Below are 18595 nucleotides of genomic sequence, written 5' to 3'. Positions count from 1 at the left end.
ATGCTGCGACGCCAGGCCCTCAAACTCGGTAGCGTATTGCTCAGCGCCCTGACCCTGGGCGGCTGGAGCCTGTTCCGCAGCAAAGGCAGCGAACCTTTGCTGCTGTCGGCGCGTGACGATGGCGACGGCAAGCACTATGCGGTCGGGTTCCGCCTGGACGGCACCCAGGTGTTCAGCACCCAAGTCGCCCAACGTTGCCATGCCATCATCAACCACCCCGAGCTGCCGATCGCCCTGTTCGTCGCCCGCCGCCCCGGTACCGAAAGCTACCTGGTCGACCTGCGCGACGGGCGCCTGCTGCAGACCGTCACCTCGCAACCGAACCGGCACTTCTATGGCCATGCGGTGATTCACAAGGGTGGCGAATGGCTGTATGCCACCGAGAACGACACGCGCGACCCTGGGCGTGGCGTGCTCGGCGTGTACCGCTTCGAGGGTGAGCGCCTGGTGCACAGCGGCGAGATCCCTACCCACGGCATCGGCCCCCATGAAGTGGCCTGGCTGCCGGATGGCGAAACCCTGATCGTGGCCAACGGTGGCATCCGCACCGAGGCCGAGAGCCGGGTCGAGATGAACCTCGATGCCATGGAACCGAGCCTGGTGCTGATGCAGCGCGACGGCACACTGCTGAGCAAGGAAACCCTGGCCCAGCAGATGAACAGTGTGCGCCACCTGGCGGTGGGCGACGATGGCACCATCGCTGCCTGCCAGCAGTTCATGGGCGCTGCCGACGAGACCGCCGAGCTGCTGGCGATCAAGCGCCCGGGCGAGCCGTTCAAGGCCTTCCCGGTGCCTGAGCGCCAGCTGCAGTCGATGGCACAGTACACCGCGAGCGTCGCCATCCACAGCGACCTGCGCCTGGTGGCCCTGACGGCGCCGCGGGCCAACCGCCTGTTCGTCTGGGACCTGGACAGCGGTGCGGTGAAGCTCGATGCACCGATGCCCGATTGCGCCGGAGTCGGCGCGGTCAAGGATGGGTTCGTCGTGACTTCCGGTCAGGGCCGTTGTCGCTTCTACAACTGCCGCAAGGCTGAACTGGTCGGGCAGCCGATGGACCTGCCTTCCGGCTTCTGGGACAACCACCTGCACCTGGTCTGAATCTTCTGCTGCCTGCACTGGCCTCTTCGCGGCTAAAGCCGCTCCTACAGGTAACTCACATTCCCAGGGAATACACCGAACCTGCAGGAGCGGGTTTACCCGCGAAGAGGCCGGCACAGGCAATCCCCTCCCCTTCTGCAATACTTCCCTCATACGCACGTGGGCAGGATCGCCCGTTGTCGTGTCAAAACGCATAACAACCACACATCCAAGGAACCGGACCTATGCTACGCCGCCGCATGCTCATCATGTTGGCCGTCGTTCTGCTGATCGTGCTGGCCCTGGGGGGCTACAAAGGCTTCTCGATCTACCAACAGATCCAGATGTTCTCCGCGCCCCGGCCGCCCATCACTGTTGCCGCAGCCCCGGCCGAACAGCGCCTGTGGCAGCAGCGCCTGCCTGCCGTAGGCAGCCTGAAGGCCTTGCAGGGCGTAGAGCTGAGCCTGGAAGTGGAAGGCATCGTCAAGGCCCTGTACTTCGACTCCGGGCAGAAGGTCAAGGCCGGGCAACCGCTGCTGCAGCTCAATGACGACCAGGAAACCGCCTTGCTCGGCACCGCCCAGGCCGACCTGGGGCTGGCCAAGGTAGACTTCGGCCGCGGCAGCCAGCTGGTCGGTGATGCCGCTATCTCCCGCGGCGAGTTCGATCGCCTGGCGTCCCAGTACCGGCGTAACCAGGCGGTGGTCGAGCAACTCAAGGCGCAGAAGATCAAGAAGGGCATCAACGCGCCGTTCAGTGGCACCATCGGCATTCGCCAGGTGGACATCGGCCAGTACCTGGCCGCCGGTACGGTGATTGCTACCCTGCAAGACCTGTCCAGCCTGTACGTCGACTTCAACGTACCGGAGCAGGCGTTGCCGCACCTGAGCCTGGGCCAGCAGGTGCTGGTGCAGGTGGCGGCCTACCCGGGCCAGACGTTCCCGGCCAGCCTCAGCGCGATCAACCCCAAGGTCGATGAAAACACCCGTAACCTGCTGGTGCGCGCGTCCCTGGCCAACCCGGACGGCAAGCTGCTACCCGGCATGTTCGCCAACCTGCTGATCCTGCTACCCGACCCACAGCCCCAGGTGGTCGTCCCGGAAAGCGCCATCACCTACACCCTGTACGGCAACTCTGTGTACGTCGCCACGCCAAAGAAGGACAAGGACGGCAACCCGGAGAACGACGACCAGGGCCAGCCACAGCTCAGCGCCGAACAGCGATCGGTGCAGACCGGCGAGCGCCGCGATGGCGTGGTGGTGGTCAGCAAGGGCCTCAAGGCCGGCGAACAGGTGGTCACTGCCGGGCAGCTCAAGCTGACCCCAGGCGCGGCCATCCGCATTGGCCAGGACAGCGCGCTCAAGCCCGAACAGGGCGCCCCGCGCACCGACTGAGCAGGAGGCAGGCATGGCGTTCACCGACCCGTTCATTCGCCGCCCGGTACTGGCCAGCGTGGTCAGCCTGCTGATCCTGCTGCTTGGCTTCCAGGCCTGGAACAAACTGCAGATCCGCCAGTACCCGAAAATGGAAAACGCCCTGATCACGGTGACCACCGCCTACCCCGGGGCCAACGCCGAGACGATCCAGGGTTATATCACCCAGCCACTGCAGCAGAGCCTGGCCAGCGCCGAAGGCATCGACTACATGACCTCGGTCAGCCGGCAGAACTTCTCGGTGATTTCCATCTACGCACGCATTGGCGCCGACAGCGACCGCCTGTTTACCGAACTGCTGGCCAAGGCCAACGAGGTGCGCAACCAGCTGCCGCAGAACGCCGAAGACCCGGTGCTTAGCAAGGAAGCCGCCGACGCCTCGGCGCTGATGTATATCAGCTTCTACAGCAAGGAGATGAGCAACCCGCAGATCACCGACTACCTGTCACGGGTGATCCAGCCCAAGCTTGCGACCCTGCCGGGCATGGCCGAGGCACAAATCCTCGGCAACCAGGTGTTCGCCATGCGCATCTGGATCGACCCGGTGAAGCTGGCGGGTTTCGGCCTGTCGGCAACCGACGTGACCAATGCCGTGCGCCGCTACAACTTCCTCTCCGCAGCCGGTGAGGTGAAGGGCGAATACGTGGTCACCAGCATCAATGCCAGTACCGAGCTGAAATCGGCCGAAGCCTTTGCCGCGCTGCCGCTCAAGGTGTCCGGTGACAGCCGGGTACTGCTGGGCGACGTGGCGCGTGTGGAGATGGGCGCGGAGAACTACGACACGGTGAGTTCGTTCGATGGCACGCCGTCGGTCTACATCGGCATCAAGGCCACCCCGGCAGCCAACCCGCTGGACGTGATCAAGGAAGTGCGGCGCATCATGCCGGAGCTTGAAAACCAGCTGCCGTCGGCGCTGAAGGTATCGATCGCCTACGACGCCACGCTGTTCATCCAGGCCTCCATCGACGAAGTGATCAAGACCCTCGGCGAAGCGGTGCTGATCGTCATCGTGGTGGTGTTCCTGTTCCTCGGCGCCCTGCGCTCGGTGCTGATCCCGGTGGTGACCATTCCGCTTTCGATGATCGGCGTGCTGTTCTTCATGCAGATGATGGGCTACTCGCTGAACCTGCTGACGCTGCTGGCGATGGTGCTGGCCATCGGCCTGGTGGTGGACGATGCCATCGTGGTGGTGGAGAACATTCACCGGCACATGGAGGAAGGCAAGTCGCCCTTCGATGCTGCCCTGGAGGGCGCGCGGGAAATCGCCATGCCGGTGGTATCGATGACCATCACCCTGGCGGCGGTCTATGCCCCCATCGGCTTCCTCACCGGGCTCACGGGTGCGCTGTTCAAGGAGTTCGCCCTGACCCTGGCCGGCGCGGTGGTCATCTCTGGCATCGTCGCCCTGACCTTGTCGCCGATGATGTGCGCCCTGCTGTTACGCCAGGAGCAGAACACCAGCGGCCTGGCCCATCGTCTCGATGTGCTGTTCGAAGGCCTCAAGGTGCGCTACCAGCGCCTGCTGCACGCGACCCTCGACAGCCGCCCGGTAGTGCTGGTGTTTGCCGTGATCATCCTGTGCCTGATCCCGGTGCTGCTCAAGTTCACCCAGAACGAGCTGGCGCCCAACGAGGACCAGGGCGTGATCTTCATGATCAGCAGCTCGCCGCAACCGGCCAACCTCGACTACCTGAACGCCTACACCGATCAGTTCACGCCGCTGTTCAAGGCCTTCCCCGAGTACTACTCGTCGTTCCAGATCAACGGCTTCAACGGCGTGCAGAGCGGCATCGGCGGTTTCCTGCTCAGGCCCTGGAACGAACGCAACCGCACACAGATGGAGTTGCTGCCGCTGGTGCAGGCCAAGCTGGAGCAGATTGGCGGGCTGCAGATCTTCGGGTTCAACCTGCCGTCGCTGCCGGGTACTGGTGAGGGCCTGCCGTTCCAGTTCGTGATCAATACAGCCGGTGACTACCCTGCCCTGCTGGAAGTCGCCCAGCGGGTCAAGCAACGGGCCCAGCAATCGGGCAATTTCGCCTTCCTCGATATCGACCTGGCGTTCGACAAACCCGAGGTGGTGGTCGACATAGACCGGGCCAAGGCGGCGCAAATGGGTGTCTCCATGGATACGCTGGGGAGCACCCTGGCCACTCTGCTGGGCGAGGCGGAAATCAACCGTTTTACCCTCGAAGGCCGCAGCTACAAGGTGATCGCCCAGGTCGAGCGGCCTTATCGGGACAACGCCGGCTGGCTGAACAACTACTACGTGAAGAACGAGCAAGGGCAGCTGCTGCCCTTGTCGACACTGATCACCCTCAGTGACCGCGCCCGCCCCCGTCAGCTCAACCAGTTCCAGCAACTGAACTCGGCGATCATCCAAGGTGTGCCGATAGTCAGTATCGGCGAGGCGTTGCAAACGGTGCGCGACATCGCCCGGGAAGAGGCACCGGAGGGTTTCTCCTTCGACTATGCCGGGACAGCGCGGCAGTACGTGCAGGAAGGCAGTGCCCTGTGGGTAACCTTCGGTCTCGCCCTGGCGATCATCTTCCTCGTGCTGGCCGCGCAGTTCGAGAGTTTCCGCGACCCGCTGGTGATTCTGGTGACGGTGCCGCTGTCGATCTGTGGGGCGCTGCTACCGCTGTTCCTGGGCATTTCCAGCATGAACATTTACACCCAGGTGGGGCTGGTGACGCTGATCGGCCTGATCAGCAAGCACGGCATCCTGATCGTCGAGTTCGCCAACCAGTTGCGTGAGGAAAAGGGCCTGAGCATTCGGGAAGCCATCGAGCAAGCTGCCGCCATTCGCTTGCGGCCGGTGCTGATGACCACGGCGGCGATGGTGTTCGGCATGGTACCGCTGATCCTGGCCACCGGCGCTGGTGCGGTGAGCCGGTTCGATATCGGTACGGTGATCGCCACCGGGATGTCGATCGGTACCTTGTTCACCCTGTTTGTGCTGCCTTGCATCTACACCTTGCTGGCGCACAAGTCAGCTGCCCAGCAGCCGGTAACTGCATGACCGCGATCCCTGTAGGAGCGGCCTTGTGTCGCGATAGGGCTGCGAAGCAGCCCCAGCAGTTTCCGCGACAGGCGTAAATCTGGGGCTGCTTCGCAGCCCTATCGCGACACAAGGCCGCTCCTACAAGAGTCCGCGCATGTTTCTAAATCAAAAACAAAGGCCTCGCGATTGCGAGGCCTTTGTCTTGCTCGAACGGTATCAGCCAAACGGCCGCAGCCCCTGGCGCATTCCGAATAGGAACAACAGCAGGTCCTGGTCCGGTTCGGACGGGCTCTGCTGTGCCTTGACCACGCGCGGCGCCGCGCACTGGTCTGCCTTGCTGAATACCACAGGCCGCGGCTCTTCCCAGGCAGCTACCGCCGCCGTGGTCACAGCCAACCCAGCCACCAGGAACAAAGCTCGAGCGATTTCTAGTTTCATTGCCCTAACCCTTTGACAGCGCTGCCAAACGCCATCTGGTAAAAATAGAGCAGCGTTTGCCATTCCGTGTCATTTAGCGACGAGTGGCGGCGCAGCTGACGCAGGTCGTTACCCGCAGCTCGCTGACAGCTGATGCGTCGTCGGCACTTTTCCAGGTCCAGGAGTGCTACCTCGACGCGGGCCTGCTCACCCTCGCCGATAACCTTGATGAAGACGTGCTTGCCGTACAGGCAGCCATGCTGCCAATGACCCAGGTGCATGCGCGCCAGGTTGTCGGCCAGGTCCTTGAGCATGCGTTCATGCACTACTTGAGGATAGCGCTCGCGCGCACCTTCGGCGTGCCACGTGTCGAGCTCGACGAAACCGTCCAGCGCCTCGCTGACCAGCAGCGCGCGCCACTGGTGCTCGGGATCACGCTCGGCACCACAAAACACGATGCGCGGCACGCGCACACCCAGTTGCTCGAAGCTGTTCAGTGCATCGAGTTCGCGCAACACGGTCGGCCTGCCAAACGGGTGCAGCAGGCTGCGATAGATATGGCCGACTTGACGCTTGGCATACAGCACCTTGCCGTTGCCATCGTTCAGCCGTTGTACACCACTCTCACCACCGCGCCGCTGGTTGGGTTCCTCGACCCATTCGCCCTGCTGGCGCCAGTAATAATCGAACCGCGACTCCCCATTTTGGGCTACAGCCATCAAACACTACCCCTTACGCAATACATATACCCGCCACATGGCATAGAACGGCAGGAAGTCGAGGTGTTCCTGGATTCTGAAGCCGGCGGCCTTGAATTCTGCCTCAACCGTTTCTGCCGGTAACACGAAACGGTTCTGGTAGCTGCCCTGCTCGGCCTTGGCACTACGCTTCTGCTCGAGCTTCTGGCGGCGCCAGGCCTTGAAGTTACCATCCACCCACAATGACAGGATTACACTGTCACGGCTAACTCTTTGAAATTCGTCAAGAATGGTCTTGCGGTGAGCCGCCTCGCCAATGTGGTGAAACAGCCGCATGCAGAAGATGCTGTCGACCGAGTTGTCCGGCAAGTCAATCGCAAATGCCGATGTTTGCAAAGGGCGTACCCGCGCCACCACCTCTGGCGGTTGTGCGGCACAGGCCGTCTGGATCATCGCCTCAGAATTGTCGGCACCGATGATCACCCGGTTAGGCTTTTCCGCCAGCAGCGGCCAGAAACGGCCCGCGCCACATGGCAGGTCAAGAACCAGGCCCGGTTCTCCGGCCAGCGCCAAGGCACGACGGGCCAGTTGCTCGTCACGCTGGTGGGACAGGCGCCGAGCCAGTCCGTCCTGGTGCTTGAGGAAGTACTCCTTGGCATGTTGCTGGTCGTACTTCTCGGAAAATTCGAGTTTGATCGGACTGCGCATCGCATGGCTCCTGTTTCCAATGCGCTTACCTTAGGTAACGAATCGTTGGAAACAGGTCATGCCAATGTGAAAATAGTGTCATCAACCTGCAGGAATGTTTCATCTTATTACTGCGTGGGATCGGTCTTTTCCGCGCTTTGGCTCAGGTCTACCTGGAAACGGCAGCCATGGGGTGCCGTCGAGGTCAGCGTCACCCGCCAGCCTTGGTCATCGCAGATACGCTGCACCAGCGACAGGCCCAGACCCAGGCCTTCGCCGCGCCGCTCCTCGCCGCGCACGAACGGCTGGAACATCGCCTCGCGCTGCTCCTCCGGGATACCCACGCCACTGTCCTCGACACTGAAGCCGTTGGGCTCCAGGCTCAGGCGAATGTAACCGCTATCGGTGTAATGGGCGGCATTGCGCAGCAAGTTGCCCATCACCGATTGCAGGAACGTGGCGTTGTACAGCAATGGGCCTGCACTGACCTGGCCATCGTAATGGAGCGCCAGGCCCTTCTGCTCGATGGTATCGCGCCAAACCCCGGTCAGGTCGTCGGCGACTTCGCGCAAGGTTGCCTGGGATGCCACAGCACCCTGGTCACGCTGGGCACGGGCGAGCATCAGGAAGGTCTTGACCAGCTCGCGCATCTCTTCCGTGGCTCGGGCGATGCGTTCCACCTGGCTGCGCGCTCGCGTATCCAGATTGGGGTTTTCCATCAGCAATTCGCACGAGGTGGCCAGCACCATCAGCGGCGTGCGCAGCTCATGGCTGACATCACTGGTGAATAAACGCTCGCGGGTCAGCGCATCGCGTAGCCGGCCCAGGGTATCGTCGAACGCCACTGCCAGCTGGCCGACTTCATCGGCCGCATAGTCCGGTGCCAGCGGCGGCGCCAGGCCAAGCAGCTGATCACGATGGCGAACCTGTCGCGCCAGGCGGATGACCGGTGCCATCACCCTGCGCGCCAGCAGCCAGCCAAGCACCACCGCCAGCACCAGGCTGAGCACGAAACCCACCACCACGACGGCGAACAGCACGCGCTCGCGCTCTTCGAAATCACTCTGGTCCTGCAGCAATACATAGCGGCGACCATCAACGATCTCGACCATTGCGTGGTAGGACAGCTGGTCGCGAAACACCTCGTGGAAGCCGGCATCGAGGTGACGCAGGTCCTTGGGCAGCTCGAAATCATCGCGCCCGCCACTGAAATAGAACAGCTGGTCAGGCCGTGGCCGGTGGCTCCAGTCGCTGACGCTGTCCATGCGCAGCAACCGCTGCAGGTCGCCGCCGAGCACCGATGAAATCAGGCGCTCCTCGACCAGGTGCACGGTGGCCACGATACCGAAGGCGAAGGCGCCGGCCACCAGCGCGCTCATCAAGGCAAAGGCGATGATGATGCGCTGGGCAAGGCTTTGCTTAAACTCCATCGCGGCCCTCGGCGAGGCGATAGCCGACGCCATGGACGGTATGCAGCAGGGGTTTTTCGAACGGTTTATCGATGACCTGGCGCAGTTGGTGCACATGGCTGCGCAGGCTGTCGCTGTCCGGGCAGTCATCGCCCCACAGGGCTTCTTCCAGCACCTCGCGGCGCAGCACGTGCGGGCTCTTCTGCATCAACACGGCAAGCAGCTTGAGGCCGACCGGGTTGAGTTTGAGCAGGCGGCCCTGGCGGGTCACTTCGAGCGTATCGAGGTCATAGCTCAAGTCCGCGACCTGCAAGGTTCGACGCCCGCCACCCTGGGCCCGGCGCAGCACCGCTTCGATGCGCGCGGCCAGCTCGGACAGGGCAAAGGGTTTGAGCAGGTAATCGTCGGCACCGGAGCGGAAGCCCTGCAAACGATCGTCCAGCTGGTCGCGGGCCGTCAGCATGATCACCGGGGTGTCTCGGCGGGCATCCTCGCGCAGGCGCTTGCACAGGGTATAGCCATCGATACCGGGCAGCATGATGTCGAGCACGATCAGGTCGTAGTGCTCGGTGGCGGCCAGATGCAGGCCTGAAAGGCCGTCCTGGGCACAGTCGACGGTGTAGCCTTTCATGCCCAGGTAATCGGCAAGGTTGGCAAGAATATCGCGGTTGTCTTCAACCAATAGAATACGCATCGGGTTCTCCTGTGCGGCGCTTCGCTGAGGTGCGCGGCAGGCGCAGCTTAAGGCCATAGCCGGTACTGTGCCAGCCCCGGGGCAAATTCAGCGAACTTGACAGTTTTTTCACTGATCCTTCACGGACAGAGGATAGCGGGCGCACGACAATGCCCGGTCTTTTTACCCCCTGGAGTCGTCATGCAACACCGCACTCGTCCGCGTCCGATCAATCTCTGGCTGTACCTGGGCATACCAATGGCTATTGCCGCGGCCCTGCTCCTGCTGGAGCTGACCTCGGTCGACATGGACGTCGCCAACCTGTTCTTCGACCCCGCCGCTGGGCAGTTCATCGGCCGTCACAGTTACCTGCTGGAAACGGTCATGCATGACCGGGTCAAGCAAGGCGTGATCCTGCTGGGGCTGATCTCGCTAGGCGCGTTCGCCTCGAGCTTCGTCTGGAAGCCTCTGTTCAGCTGGCGTCGTGAGCTGGGTTGCCTGGTCTTGGCATTGGGCCTGTCGACGGCATTCGTCACGCCGCTGAAGAAGGTGACCCAGGTGCAATGCCCGTGGAGCCTGACCCAGTTTGGCGGCAAGGAAACCTACAGCAAGCTGCTGGAACACCGGCCGGCAACCGACAAGCCGGGGCTGTGCTGGCCGGGTGGGCATGCCGCCACCGGTTTCTGCCTGTTCGGCCTGTTCTTCATGCTGCGCGACCGCCGCCCGAAGCTGGCGCGGGTGGCGTTCGGGGTGGCCCTGGTGGCCGGCTCGGCGCTGGGGCTGGGGCGGATGCTGCAGGGCGCGCACTTCCTGTCGCATAACGTGTGGACGGCGGTGTTCTGCTGGTTGATCGGCCTGGGGTCGTATTACCTGGTGCTGTATCGCAGGGGCATGGCTGAGGCGCCAGCTGTGGAACATGGCGTTGCCTGACAGAGGGGCTGCTTCGCAGCCCCGGTGGCCGGCACAGGAAAACGAAAAAGCCCCGCACTAGGCGGGGCTTTTTCTTGGTGCAGGGGGTAAGGCTGGCTTACATCATGCCGCCCATGCCACCCATGCCGCCCATGTCAGGCATGCCAGCAGCTGGCTTGTCTTCTGGCAGGTCGGCAACCATGGCTTCGGTGGTGATCATCAGACCGCCGATCGAAGCTGCGGCTTGCAGAGCCGAACGGGTGACCTTGGCTGGGTCGAGGATACCCATCTCGATCATGTCGCCGTATTCGCCGGTAGCGGCGTTGTAGCCGTAGTTGCCCGAACCTTGCTTGACCTTGTCAGCAACAACGCTTGGCTCGTCGCCGGCGTTGGCAGTGATCTGGCGCAGCGGAGCTTCTACAGCGCGACGCAGCAGGGCGATACCGACGTTCTGGTCTTCGTTGTCGCCTTTGAGTTCAACGATGGCAGCCAGGGCGCGAACCAGGGCTACACCACCGCCAGGCACCACGCCTTCTTCAACGGCTGCACGGGTAGCGTGCAGGGCGTCTTCAACGCGGGCTTTCTTCTCTTTCATTTCAACTTCGGTGCCGGCACCGACCTTGATCACGGCAACACCGCCTGCCAGCTTGGCCAGACGCTCTTGCAGCTTCTCACGGTCGTAGTCGGAGGAAGTCTCTTCGATCTGGGCACGGATCTGCTTGACGCGTGCTTCGATGTCGGCGTCAACGCCAGCACCATCGATGATGGTGGTGTTTTCCTTGGACAGGATGACGCGCTTGGCGTTACCCAGGTGCTCCAGGGTGGTGGTTTCCAGGGTCAGGCCGATTTCTTCGGAGATGACCTGGCCGCCGGTCAGGACAGCGATGTCCTGCAGCATGGCCTTGCGGCGATCACCGAAGCCCGGAGCCTTGACCGCAGCAACCTTGACGATGCCGCGCATGTTGTTCACTACCAGGGTAGCCAGGGCTTCGCCTTCAACGTCCTCAGCAACGATCAGCAGTGGGCGGCCGGCCTTGGCAACGGCTTCCAGAACTGGCAGCAGCTCACGGATGTTGGAGATCTTCTTGTCGACCAGCAGCAGCAGCGGGCTTTCCAGCTCGGCAACCATGGTGTCCGGCTTGTTGATGAAGTACGGCGACAGGTAGCCGCGGTCGAACTGCATGCCTTCTACGACGGACAGTTCGTTTTCCAGGCCCGAGCCTTCTTCAACGGTGATCACGCCTTCTTTACCGACTTTTTCCATGGCTTCGGCGATGATTTCACCGATGGAGTTGTCGGAGTTGGCGGAGATGGTACCTACCTGGGCGATGGCCTTGGAGTCGGCGCATGGCTTGGACAGGTTCTTCAGCTCGGCGACAACGGCGGCGGTGGCCTTGTCGATGCCGCGCTTCAGGTCCATCGGGTTCATGCCGGCAGCGACGGCTTTCAGGCCTTCGTTGACGATGGCCTGAGCCAGAACGGTAGCGGTGGTGGTGCCGTCACCGGCAGCGTCGTTGGCCTTGGAAGCAACTTCCTTGACCAGCTGGGCGCCCATGTTTTCGAAAGCGTCTTTCAGCTCGATTTCTTTGGCGACGGAAACGCCGTCCTTGGTGATGGTCGGAGCGCCGAAGCTCTTGGCAAGCACTACGTTACGGCCTTTCGGGCCGAGGGTCGCTTTTACCGCGTCAGCCAGAACGTTGACACCAACCAGCATTTTCTTACGAGCGGAATCGCCGAATTTTACGTCTTTAGCAGCCATGATCGTTTAATCCTTGGAATTCTTTGGAGTAACGGGAAGTCGGGTGAAAATCAGCCTTCGATGACGGCGAGGATTTCGTTCTCGGCCATGACCAGCAGGTCTTCGCCATCGACTTTCACGGTGTTGCTGCCCGAGTAAGGGCCGAATACCACTTTGTCACCGACTTTGACGGCCAGCGCACGTACTTCGCCGTTTTCCAGGACGCGACCGGTGCCAACAGCAACGACTTCGCCGCGGTTTGGTTTTTCTGCGGCCGAACCCGGCAGGACGATACCGCCAGCGGTTTTCGATTCTTCTTCGCTGCGACGGATGACTACACGGTCATGCAGAGGACGAAGCTTCATTGTCGATCTCTCCCAAATAGTGGTTTTTGTCGGCCGGTATCGAAACCGGCGGGTTAATGCAATCCGGCGTTGCCGGGGGTGGTCCGCAAAGAGCAAACCACCTGTGTCATGACTGGTGTTACCACCAGAACCTTACGGTGACCACATACATGAGGCCGCCATATTCAATTACAAGGCTTGAGATGCAAAAATTTTCAGACACTTGAAAAACACCGGGGCCGCTTGTGCGGCCCCGGGGGATTATGGGTTTGCCTATTTGTCGCGGCGCTCGTACTCGCCTTCGATCACGTTCGGGCGATGGCCGCCATCACGCGGCTGTGCCTGGAATGGGTCGTCCTGGAACGCGCGCTGGCGCATGGCCTGGGCTTCGGCACGCTCGCGCATCTTGCGGGCCGCCAGGTGGCGGGTGAACGGCAGCAGGCACAGCAGGCCCAGCACGTCGCTGATGAAGCCTGGCAGCAGCAGCAGACCACCGCCTACGGCCAGCATCAGGCCCTGGAACATGTCCTCGGCGGGCAGTTCGCCACGCTGCAGGCTTTCACGTGCACGCAGGGCAGTGGCGAGACCCGCCACGCGCATCACCAGCACCCCCAGGGCAGAGCCGGCGATGATCAGCAGCAGCGCCGGAAAGAAACCGATGGCCGCACTGACCTTGACGAATACGAACAGCTCCAGCACTGGGAACAACAGAAACAGCAATAGAAAAGCACGCATCAAAGCATTCCTCGTCGGAAGAAACCCTTCCAGTAAGACCTACAGATGGATGCGAACGCTCGGCTTTTCAAGCCTCGACTTCAGTCGCAACTGGCCATTGGTCAGCGCGCGCCAGCAAAACCAAGGCTTCTCGGACTTGTGTCGGCGTGTTGCAAGGAGCAGGGAACGCCAACCAGTGGATACCTTGGCCGATGCGCAGGTGCATGCCTTCGCTGTCGATGCCGACCATCTGCGCCGCTACGCTGCGCGGCAGGTCGCTCAGCTCGACGTAATGGGCGATGGCATTGGCATGGTCGCTGTTCATGTGCTCGATCATGCTCGCCTCTGCCTTGCCCGCGAACGGGTTGGCCAGGGTCACCTGGTCGAGCCAGTGAATGGCACCGAAGCCGCCGATGTAGCGATGACGCACCGGCTGCAGGGCCCAGAAGTCGAAATCGTGGGCCTTGTGGTAGTTGGCGGCATCGGGGAAATAGCGGTAGTAGCGCTCGGCCGCCGCTTCGATGGCGGCCTCATCGACCAGCTTGTGCGCTTGGGCCATGACCGTCAGGCGGCCTACCGCCTGCACGTCCTCGGCCTCACGCTCACCCACCAGCAGCGAGCACTTGGGGTCCTTGAGCAGGTTGTGGGTGTGCTGGGCGATGCGACTGATAAGGATCAGCGGATTGCCCTCGGCATCCAGGCAGTAAGGCACCACCGAGCCGAACGGGAAGCCCGGCATGGACTTGGAATGGGTCGAGAGCACGCCGCGGTATTCCTTGAGCAGCAGTTCCCGGGCGGGGCGGATGGCGTTGTTACTCACGAAGGGCGGCTCCTGGGTGCGGGCTGAATGAGTGACAAGATAAGCATTATCACATCCAGTGCCAATGGGGGCCGCCCCGCGGCCCCGGCGATCTACCAGGTCACACCGAATCCAGCGGTGTAGCGGGTCTTGTCCAGGTCGCTTTCTCGCGTACCGGTAATGATGTCCTTCTCCGCCTTGAGGTTGAGCGAGGCCCACTCGGTGACCTTGTAGCGCAGCCCCACCTCGGCATCCAGCGAGTAGTCGGCCACACCGCCCAGCGGCTTGGCGAACTCGCCATTGGTGAACAGCTGAACGTTCTTGCCGATCAGGTAGCGGGTGTAGTCCCACTTGACCGCCGCGGAGTAGAAGTTGTCCTTGGCGCCGTCCTGGTATTCGAAGTCGGTACGGTTGATCAACGAACCCAGCGAGAAGGCTCCGAGCTCGTCGTCCCAGAACTGGTAGCCAGGGCCGGTACCGACCGTACGCTGACGGGCCAGGTCTTCGACATGGTCACGCTTGTATTCCATGCGTCCCTGCCAGAACCACTTCTCGGTGATGAAGCGGTCGAGCGCGTATTCGGCACTCCAGTTATCGGTGGTGGTGACGTCGTCCTTGGTCTCGCGGTTGTACTCGCCTTCAGCGTTGTGGCGCCAGCGACCATGGCGGGCGGTAGTCTTGAAGCCGACGTCATAGTCATCGGTATCATTCTCGGCACGCTTGTAGTCCAACGCCACATCGACGTTACCCTTCCAGACGAAGTCCTCGACCAGCGGCTTGGGCTTCATGATCTGCTGGACACTGGCCAGGTCGACCGTCCTGGGCGCATCGCCATTGGCAAGGGTCACCTTGCCGGGCTCGGCCGCCTTGAGAGACTTGGCCCTTTCGCCGTTGTAGGCATCCTGCTTGACCAGCATCTCCTGGTCGCTTTCCAGCGTCTTGACCTGCTTCCAGTCCAGAGCAATAGAGCCGCCATAGGGCGTTTCGAGCAGCAGCTTGCCACCGTCGAATACCTTGATCTTCCCGGACAGGCGGTCACCGTTCTTCATCCACACGGTGTCGGCGAACGCCGGGGCGGCGCACAGGGAAGCGGTCAACAGGCAAAGCAAGGATCTAGAATACATAAGCGCGCTACAGGTTCGATTTGACGAAAAAAGCCGGGCATTATCCAGATACCGACGACCAGAGCAAGGACAGACCCAGGAGTATGCCGTTGAGTTCAACACTCATTTGCCGTGACCATTCGTCCGGTTTCATTCCAGGCCAAGGCTGCCCTGATGTCTGAGGGATATGAGCACACGTTGGCGTCGCCTGAGGGCCGACGAACGGCGCTGTATTCGGTGCTTGGCCAAGTACCTGAAGGCAAGGTGGTCAGCTATGGCCAGCTCGCCGAGCTGGCAGGGCTCGGGAAGGCGGCTCGCTGGGTCGGGCGCACCTTGGGCCAGTTGCCCGCCGATAGCCGCCTGCCCTGGCACCGCGTATTGGGCGCAAGCGGGCGACTGAGCCTCGCGCAGCGCACGCCGTCTGGCGATGAACAGCGAGCCAGACTGCGCGCAGAAGGCGTGAATGTGACCAATAATCGTGTGGATATGATGCGCCATGGCTGGCGCCCGATGGAGCACAGCGGTTAGAGTGCGCGCTTTGTTTTCGCAAATTTGAGGCAGATGTTGGCCCATGCCCCGTAAAACCTGGCGCGCTGCGCTCGCTGCCTATGCCAGCCCGTCAACCTTGGTACTTCTGCTGCTCGGCTTTGCTGCCGGTCTGCCCTACATGCTGGTGTTTTCGACCCTGTCGGTGTGGCTGCGCGAAGCGGGCGTGGCCCGCGAAACCATTGGCTACGCCAGCCTGATCGGCCTGGCCTATGCCTTCAAATGGGTCTGGTCGCCACTGCTCGACCAATGGCGCCTGCCGCTGCTTGGCGGCCTGGGCCGTCGGCGTTCGTGGCTGTTGCTGTCGCAGGCGCTGGTGGTGGTCGGCCTGGTCGGCATGAGCTTGTGCGACCCGCAACAACACCTTTCCTGGCTGATTGCCCTGGCAGTGCTGGTGGCATTCGCCTCGGCCACCCAGGACATCGCGGTCGATGCCTATCGCCTGGAGATCGCTGACGATCAGCGCCAGGCAGCCCTCGCCGCCAGCTACATGGCCGGTTACCGGGTTGCCGCCCTGCTCGCCACCGCCGGCGCACTGTTCTTCGCCGAATGGTTCGGTTCCACCGGCTTCAGCTACCTGCACAAAGCCTGGGCCGGTACCTACGTGCTGTTTGGCGTGATGATGCTGCCGGCACTGTTCACCACCCTGGTGATGCGTGAACCTGCAGTACCGATGCGCACCCAGCTGTCGGCTGCGCGCTATGGCCTGATGCACCAGATGGCCTCGGTATTCGTGCTGATCATCCTGCTGGTGTCGGTACCGGCCAGCTTTACCCAGATGTTCAACACCGGCTGGTCGAGCGTCATTTCCGGCGATGCGACGCCACTCGACCTGCTGCTCGAAGACCGTGCCTTCCTGCGCCTGATCCTCTACGTGCTGCTTACCTGGGCTTGCCTGTCGAGCCTGGGTCGTCGTGGACTGGCCCCGGTACTCACACCGGTGCACGACTTCATCGCCCGTTACCGTTGGCAGGCCCTGTTGCTGCTCGGCTTGATCGCGACCTATCGCATGTCCGACACGGTCATGGGTGTGATGGCCAACGTGTTCTACATCGACATGGGCTTCACCAAAGACCAGATCGCCAGTGTCAGCAAGGTCTTCGGCCTGATCATGACCCTGGTCGGTGCCGGCGTCGGTGGTTTGCTGATCGTGCGTTTCGGCATTCTGCCGATCCTGTTCATCGGCGGCGCAGCCTCCGCGGCCACCAATATCCTGTTCCTGATGCTGGCCGATATGGGGCCGAACCTGGAAATGCTGGTGGTGACCATTTCGCTGGACAACTTCAGCTCCGGCCTGGCCACCTCGGCATTCGTCGCCTACCTGTCGAGCCTGACCAACCTGAAGTTCTCGGCCACGCAATATGCGCTGCTCAGCTCGATCATGCTGCTGCTGCCGCGCCTGATAGGCGGCTATTCAGGGGTGATGGTGGAGAAGTACGGCTATCACGACTTCTTCCTGATCACTGCGCTGCTCGGCGTGCCTACGCTGATCCTGATCGCGCTGCACTGGCGCCAGGAAGTGAGCCGGGGAAAGCAGGTGCCGGTGGATAACTCGGCGGCCGAGCAGCCCTGATAGCTCTCTTCAGCCTGCACTGGCCTGTTCGCGGGTAAACCCGCTCCTACAGGTAAACCACTGCCATCAAGGCACGCGAGAACCCTGTGGGAGCGGGTTTACCCGCGAACAGGCCAGTGCAGGCAATGAAGATTATTGAGCGACAGCCCCTTCGCCGGGCCGCCCACCCACGACAAACCACAATGGCCACAGTGCCAAAGCCCCTGCCACACCTGCCGCCAGGGCAAAGTGCAGCAGGCTCGCCCCTGCGCCGATCATCGCCAACACCGCGCCACCCAACCCGAGCAAGGCAATGGTGATCATCCCCAGCATCGCCGACACCAGCCCCTTGCTCTGCTCGCTGGCAAACAGCGTCATGCGGTACAGCACCGCATTGGCCACCCCCAGCCCCAGTGCATACAGCGACATGCCCGCGACCACGCTGGTCACCGTCGGCCAGCACCAGGTCGCCAGCACCATCAGGCACAGCCCGGCCAGATACGGCCCCAGCGCACCGCGCACCAGAGCCGGCAGCGGGTAACGGTCGGCGATGCGGTTGATGATCAGGTTACCCAGGATCAACCCACCGAACACCGGCAACTGCCACAGTGCATATTCCATCGTGCTCAGCCCCTCATCGTGGATGAGCAGCACCGGCGACAGGCCGATCCAGCCGATCAGCGGCAGGCCCACCAAGCCCAGCGCGGCACTGCCAGCGACGAACTTGCGATTGGCCAGCAACTGGCCGTAACCGGCGAGCAGTGGCAGCAGCTGAATAGGCGTGAATGGCAGGCGCGAGCCGTCGCGGCGCTCCACACCAAGGGTTTCCGGCATCAAGCGATGCAGCAGCAGCCAGCACAACACAGCACCAAAGGCGAAGGCCACGAACAGCCAGCGCCAGTCCAGCCACTGCAGCATGAGCGTACCGACCAGCGGCCCGAGCAGCGGCGACAGCAAGGCAATATTGGCCAGCAACGCCATCATGCGCACCGCGTCCGCTTCGCTGAACGACTCGTTCAGCGCCGGGTAGCTGACGGTTACCACAAAGCCCAGGCCAATGCCCTGCAGCAGACGCAGCAGGTTGAACAGGCCGATATCCTGCACCCAGTAGGTGGCCAGGCAGGCAACGCCAAAGAATGCGCAGCCGGCCAGCAGCAACGGGCGGCGGCCATAGCGGTCGGCCAGCGGGCCGATCAGCCATTGCAGCACCACGCCACCGAGCAGGTACAGGTTGAGCGCATGGGGGATGTATTCCGGGCTGGCGTTCAGGTGCTCGACCACCACCGGCATGGCTGGCATCACGGCGTCGCTGGCCAGGTAGGTGAGCAGCTCGAACAGGGCCAGGGTCAGGCCGAACAGCAGGGCCCGAAGAGGAGTGATGTAGAGCAGTGGTTTCATGATGGCGTATCGGGTGCAGGCAGGAAGAGTCAGGCTATATGCCAGAAATAGCGGGGAATTGCTGTGAACAAGTGTAAGGTCAGAAAAAATCGGGGCC

17 protein-coding genes are annotated in these 18595 nt (G+C 62.3%); 6 read left to right on the top strand and 11 right to left on the bottom strand.

Translation table 11 applies throughout. From position 1 onward, the window contains the following. The 3 genes from H040_RS18890 (at position 1) to H040_RS18880 (ending at position 5529) form a co-directional block, all read left to right on the top strand. The gene (locus H040_RS18890; protein WP_027917965.1) at positions 1-1098 is read left to right on the top strand and encodes a DUF1513 domain-containing protein; all 1098 of its coding nucleotides are present in this window, start codon (positions 1-3) and stop codon (positions 1096-1098) included. A gap of 224 nt (positions 1099-1322) precedes the next feature. Next, positions 1323-2471 carry an efflux RND transporter periplasmic adaptor subunit gene (locus tag H040_RS18885; RefSeq protein ID WP_027917966.1) on the top strand — a complete coding sequence of 383 codons (1149 nt, stop codon included), beginning with the start codon at positions 1323-1325 and terminating at the stop codon, positions 2469-2471. 13 nt (positions 2472-2484) lie between these two features. Next, positions 2485-5529: a multidrug efflux RND transporter permease subunit gene (locus H040_RS18880; RefSeq protein ID WP_027917967.1), complete on the top strand. Its 3045-nt coding sequence runs from the start codon at positions 2485-2487 to the stop codon at positions 5527-5529. A 198-nt stretch (positions 5530-5727) separates the two neighbouring features. On the opposite strand, the gene H040_RS18875 is transcribed toward H040_RS18880, so the two are convergent. The 5 genes from H040_RS18875 to colR form a co-directional block, all read right to left on the bottom strand. Beyond that, on the bottom strand, positions 5728-5949 hold the full coding sequence (locus H040_RS18875; RefSeq protein ID WP_027917968.1) for a hypothetical protein: 222 nt from the start codon (positions 5947-5949) through the stop codon (positions 5728-5730). Further along, complete coding sequence (locus H040_RS18870; protein WP_027917969.1) at positions 5946-6647, bottom strand: lipopolysaccharide kinase InaA family protein; 702 nt, start codon at positions 6645-6647, stop codon at positions 5946-5948. The genes H040_RS18875 and H040_RS18870 overlap by 4 nt, the downstream gene beginning before the upstream one ends. 6 nt (positions 6648-6653) lie before the next feature. After that, complete coding sequence (locus H040_RS18865; protein WP_027917970.1) at positions 6654-7334, bottom strand: class I SAM-dependent methyltransferase; 681 nt, start codon at positions 7332-7334, stop codon at positions 6654-6656. Positions 7335-7441: 107 nt separating this feature from the next. Then, positions 7442-8743 carry a sensor histidine kinase gene (locus tag H040_RS18860; RefSeq protein ID WP_027917971.1) on the bottom strand — a complete coding sequence of 434 codons (1302 nt, stop codon included), beginning with the start codon at positions 8741-8743 and terminating at the stop codon, positions 7442-7444. Then, positions 8733-9416, bottom strand: coding sequence for a two-component system response regulator ColR (gene colR / locus H040_RS18855; protein WP_003255215.1), 684 nt, complete (start codon positions 9414-9416; stop codon positions 8733-8735). Before colR ends, H040_RS18860 begins: the two co-directional genes overlap by 11 nt. Positions 9417-9596: 180 nt before the next feature. Between colR and H040_RS18850 the strand changes: the two genes are divergently transcribed. After that, positions 9597-10325 carry a phosphatase PAP2 family protein gene (locus H040_RS18850; protein WP_027917972.1) on the top strand — a complete coding sequence of 243 codons (729 nt, stop codon included), beginning with the start codon at positions 9597-9599 and terminating at the stop codon, positions 10323-10325. A 97-nt stretch (positions 10326-10422) separates the two neighbouring features. Here H040_RS18850 and groL read toward each other — a convergent pair whose 3' ends face one another. The 5 genes from groL to H040_RS18825 all read right to left on the bottom strand — a co-directional run bounded on the left by groL (position 10423) and on the right by H040_RS18825 (position 15023). After that, positions 10423-12063, bottom strand: coding sequence for a chaperonin GroEL (groL, locus tag H040_RS18845; protein ID WP_027917973.1), 1641 nt, complete (start codon positions 12061-12063; stop codon positions 10423-10425). Positions 12064-12113: 50 nt separating this feature from the next. Then, positions 12114-12407: a co-chaperone GroES gene (locus tag H040_RS18840; RefSeq protein WP_009684394.1), complete on the bottom strand. Its 294-nt coding sequence runs from the start codon at positions 12405-12407 to the stop codon at positions 12114-12116. A 252-nt stretch (positions 12408-12659) separates the two neighbouring features. After that, positions 12660-13121 (bottom strand): FxsA family protein, encoded by a 462-nt coding sequence (locus tag H040_RS18835; RefSeq protein WP_027917974.1) that lies wholly within the window; start codon positions 13119-13121, stop codon positions 12660-12662. Between the two features lie 67 nt (positions 13122-13188). Further along, positions 13189-13920: a HugZ family pyridoxamine 5'-phosphate oxidase gene (locus H040_RS18830; RefSeq protein ID WP_027917975.1), complete on the bottom strand. Its 732-nt coding sequence runs from the start codon at positions 13918-13920 to the stop codon at positions 13189-13191. Between the two features lie 92 nt (positions 13921-14012). After that, positions 14013-15023, bottom strand: a complete 1011-nt coding sequence (locus H040_RS18825) for a DUF481 domain-containing protein (RefSeq protein ID WP_027917976.1) — start codon at positions 15021-15023, stop codon at positions 14013-14015. A 153-nt stretch (positions 15024-15176) separates the two neighbouring features. Between H040_RS18825 and H040_RS18820 the strand changes: the two genes are divergently transcribed. Then, entirely contained in the window at positions 15177-15530 is a 354-nt protein-coding gene (locus H040_RS18820) for an MGMT family protein (RefSeq protein ID WP_027917977.1), read from the top strand. Between the two features lie 43 nt (positions 15531-15573). Continuing rightward, the gene (locus H040_RS18815; RefSeq protein ID WP_027917978.1) at positions 15574-17121 is read left to right on the top strand and encodes an AmpG family muropeptide MFS transporter; all 1548 of its coding nucleotides are present in this window, start codon (positions 15574-15576) and stop codon (positions 17119-17121) included. 132 nt (positions 17122-17253) lie between these two features. Here the strand turns inward: H040_RS18815 and H040_RS18810 are convergent, their stop codons facing one another. Further along, positions 17254-18498 carry an MFS transporter gene (locus tag H040_RS18810; protein WP_027917979.1) on the bottom strand — a complete coding sequence of 415 codons (1245 nt, stop codon included), beginning with the start codon at positions 18496-18498 and terminating at the stop codon, positions 17254-17256. Between the last annotated feature and the right edge of the window lie 97 nt (positions 18499-18595).

The organism is Pseudomonas sp. URMO17WK12:I7 (genome assembly GCF_003269045.1).
Classification (GTDB): domain Bacteria; phylum Pseudomonadota; class Gammaproteobacteria; order Pseudomonadales; family Pseudomonadaceae; genus Aquipseudomonas; species Aquipseudomonas putida_J.
The sequence above is the reverse complement of the archived record's forward strand: the minus strand, read 5'-3'. Positions and strand labels throughout refer to the sequence as shown.

Excerpts from the sequence above, each read along its gene's own strand:
- H040_RS18890 (WP_027917965.1), top strand. The coding sequence starts at position 1 with ATGCTGCGACGCCAGGCCCTCAAACTCGGTAGCGTATTGCTCAGCGCC.
- H040_RS18885 (WP_027917966.1), top strand. The coding sequence starts at position 1,323 with ATGCTACGCCGCCGCATGCTCATCATGTTGGCCGTCGTTCTGCTGATC.
- H040_RS18880 (WP_027917967.1), top strand. The coding sequence starts at position 2,485 with ATGGCGTTCACCGACCCGTTCATTCGCCGCCCGGTACTGGCCAGCGTG.
- H040_RS18875 (WP_027917968.1), bottom strand. The coding sequence starts at position 5,949 with ATGAAACTAGAAATCGCTCGAGCTTTGTTCCTGGTGGCTGGGTTGGCT.
- H040_RS18870 (WP_027917969.1), bottom strand. The coding sequence starts at position 6,647 with ATGGCTGTAGCCCAAAATGGGGAGTCGCGGTTCGATTATTACTGGCGC.
- H040_RS18865 (WP_027917970.1), bottom strand. The coding sequence starts at position 7,334 with ATGCGCAGTCCGATCAAACTCGAATTTTCCGAGAAGTACGACCAGCAA.
- H040_RS18860 (WP_027917971.1), bottom strand. The coding sequence starts at position 8,743 with ATGGAGTTTAAGCAAAGCCTTGCCCAGCGCATCATCATCGCCTTTGCC.
- colR (WP_003255215.1), bottom strand. The coding sequence starts at position 9,416 with ATGCGTATTCTATTGGTTGAAGACAACCGCGATATTCTTGCCAACCTT.
- H040_RS18850 (WP_027917972.1), top strand. The coding sequence starts at position 9,597 with ATGCAACACCGCACTCGTCCGCGTCCGATCAATCTCTGGCTGTACCTG.
- groL (WP_027917973.1), bottom strand. The coding sequence starts at position 12,063 with ATGGCTGCTAAAGACGTAAAATTCGGCGATTCCGCTCGTAAGAAAATG.
- H040_RS18840 (WP_009684394.1), bottom strand. The coding sequence starts at position 12,407 with ATGAAGCTTCGTCCTCTGCATGACCGTGTAGTCATCCGTCGCAGCGAA.
- H040_RS18835 (WP_027917974.1), bottom strand. The coding sequence starts at position 13,121 with ATGCGTGCTTTTCTATTGCTGTTTCTGTTGTTCCCAGTGCTGGAGCTG.
- H040_RS18825 (WP_027917976.1), bottom strand. The coding sequence starts at position 15,023 with ATGTATTCTAGATCCTTGCTTTGCCTGTTGACCGCTTCCCTGTGCGCC.
- H040_RS18820 (WP_027917977.1), top strand. The coding sequence starts at position 15,177 with ATGTCTGAGGGATATGAGCACACGTTGGCGTCGCCTGAGGGCCGACGA.
- H040_RS18815 (WP_027917978.1), top strand. The coding sequence starts at position 15,574 with ATGCCCCGTAAAACCTGGCGCGCTGCGCTCGCTGCCTATGCCAGCCCG.
- H040_RS18810 (WP_027917979.1), bottom strand. The coding sequence starts at position 18,498 with ATGAAACCACTGCTCTACATCACTCCTCTTCGGGCCCTGCTGTTCGGC.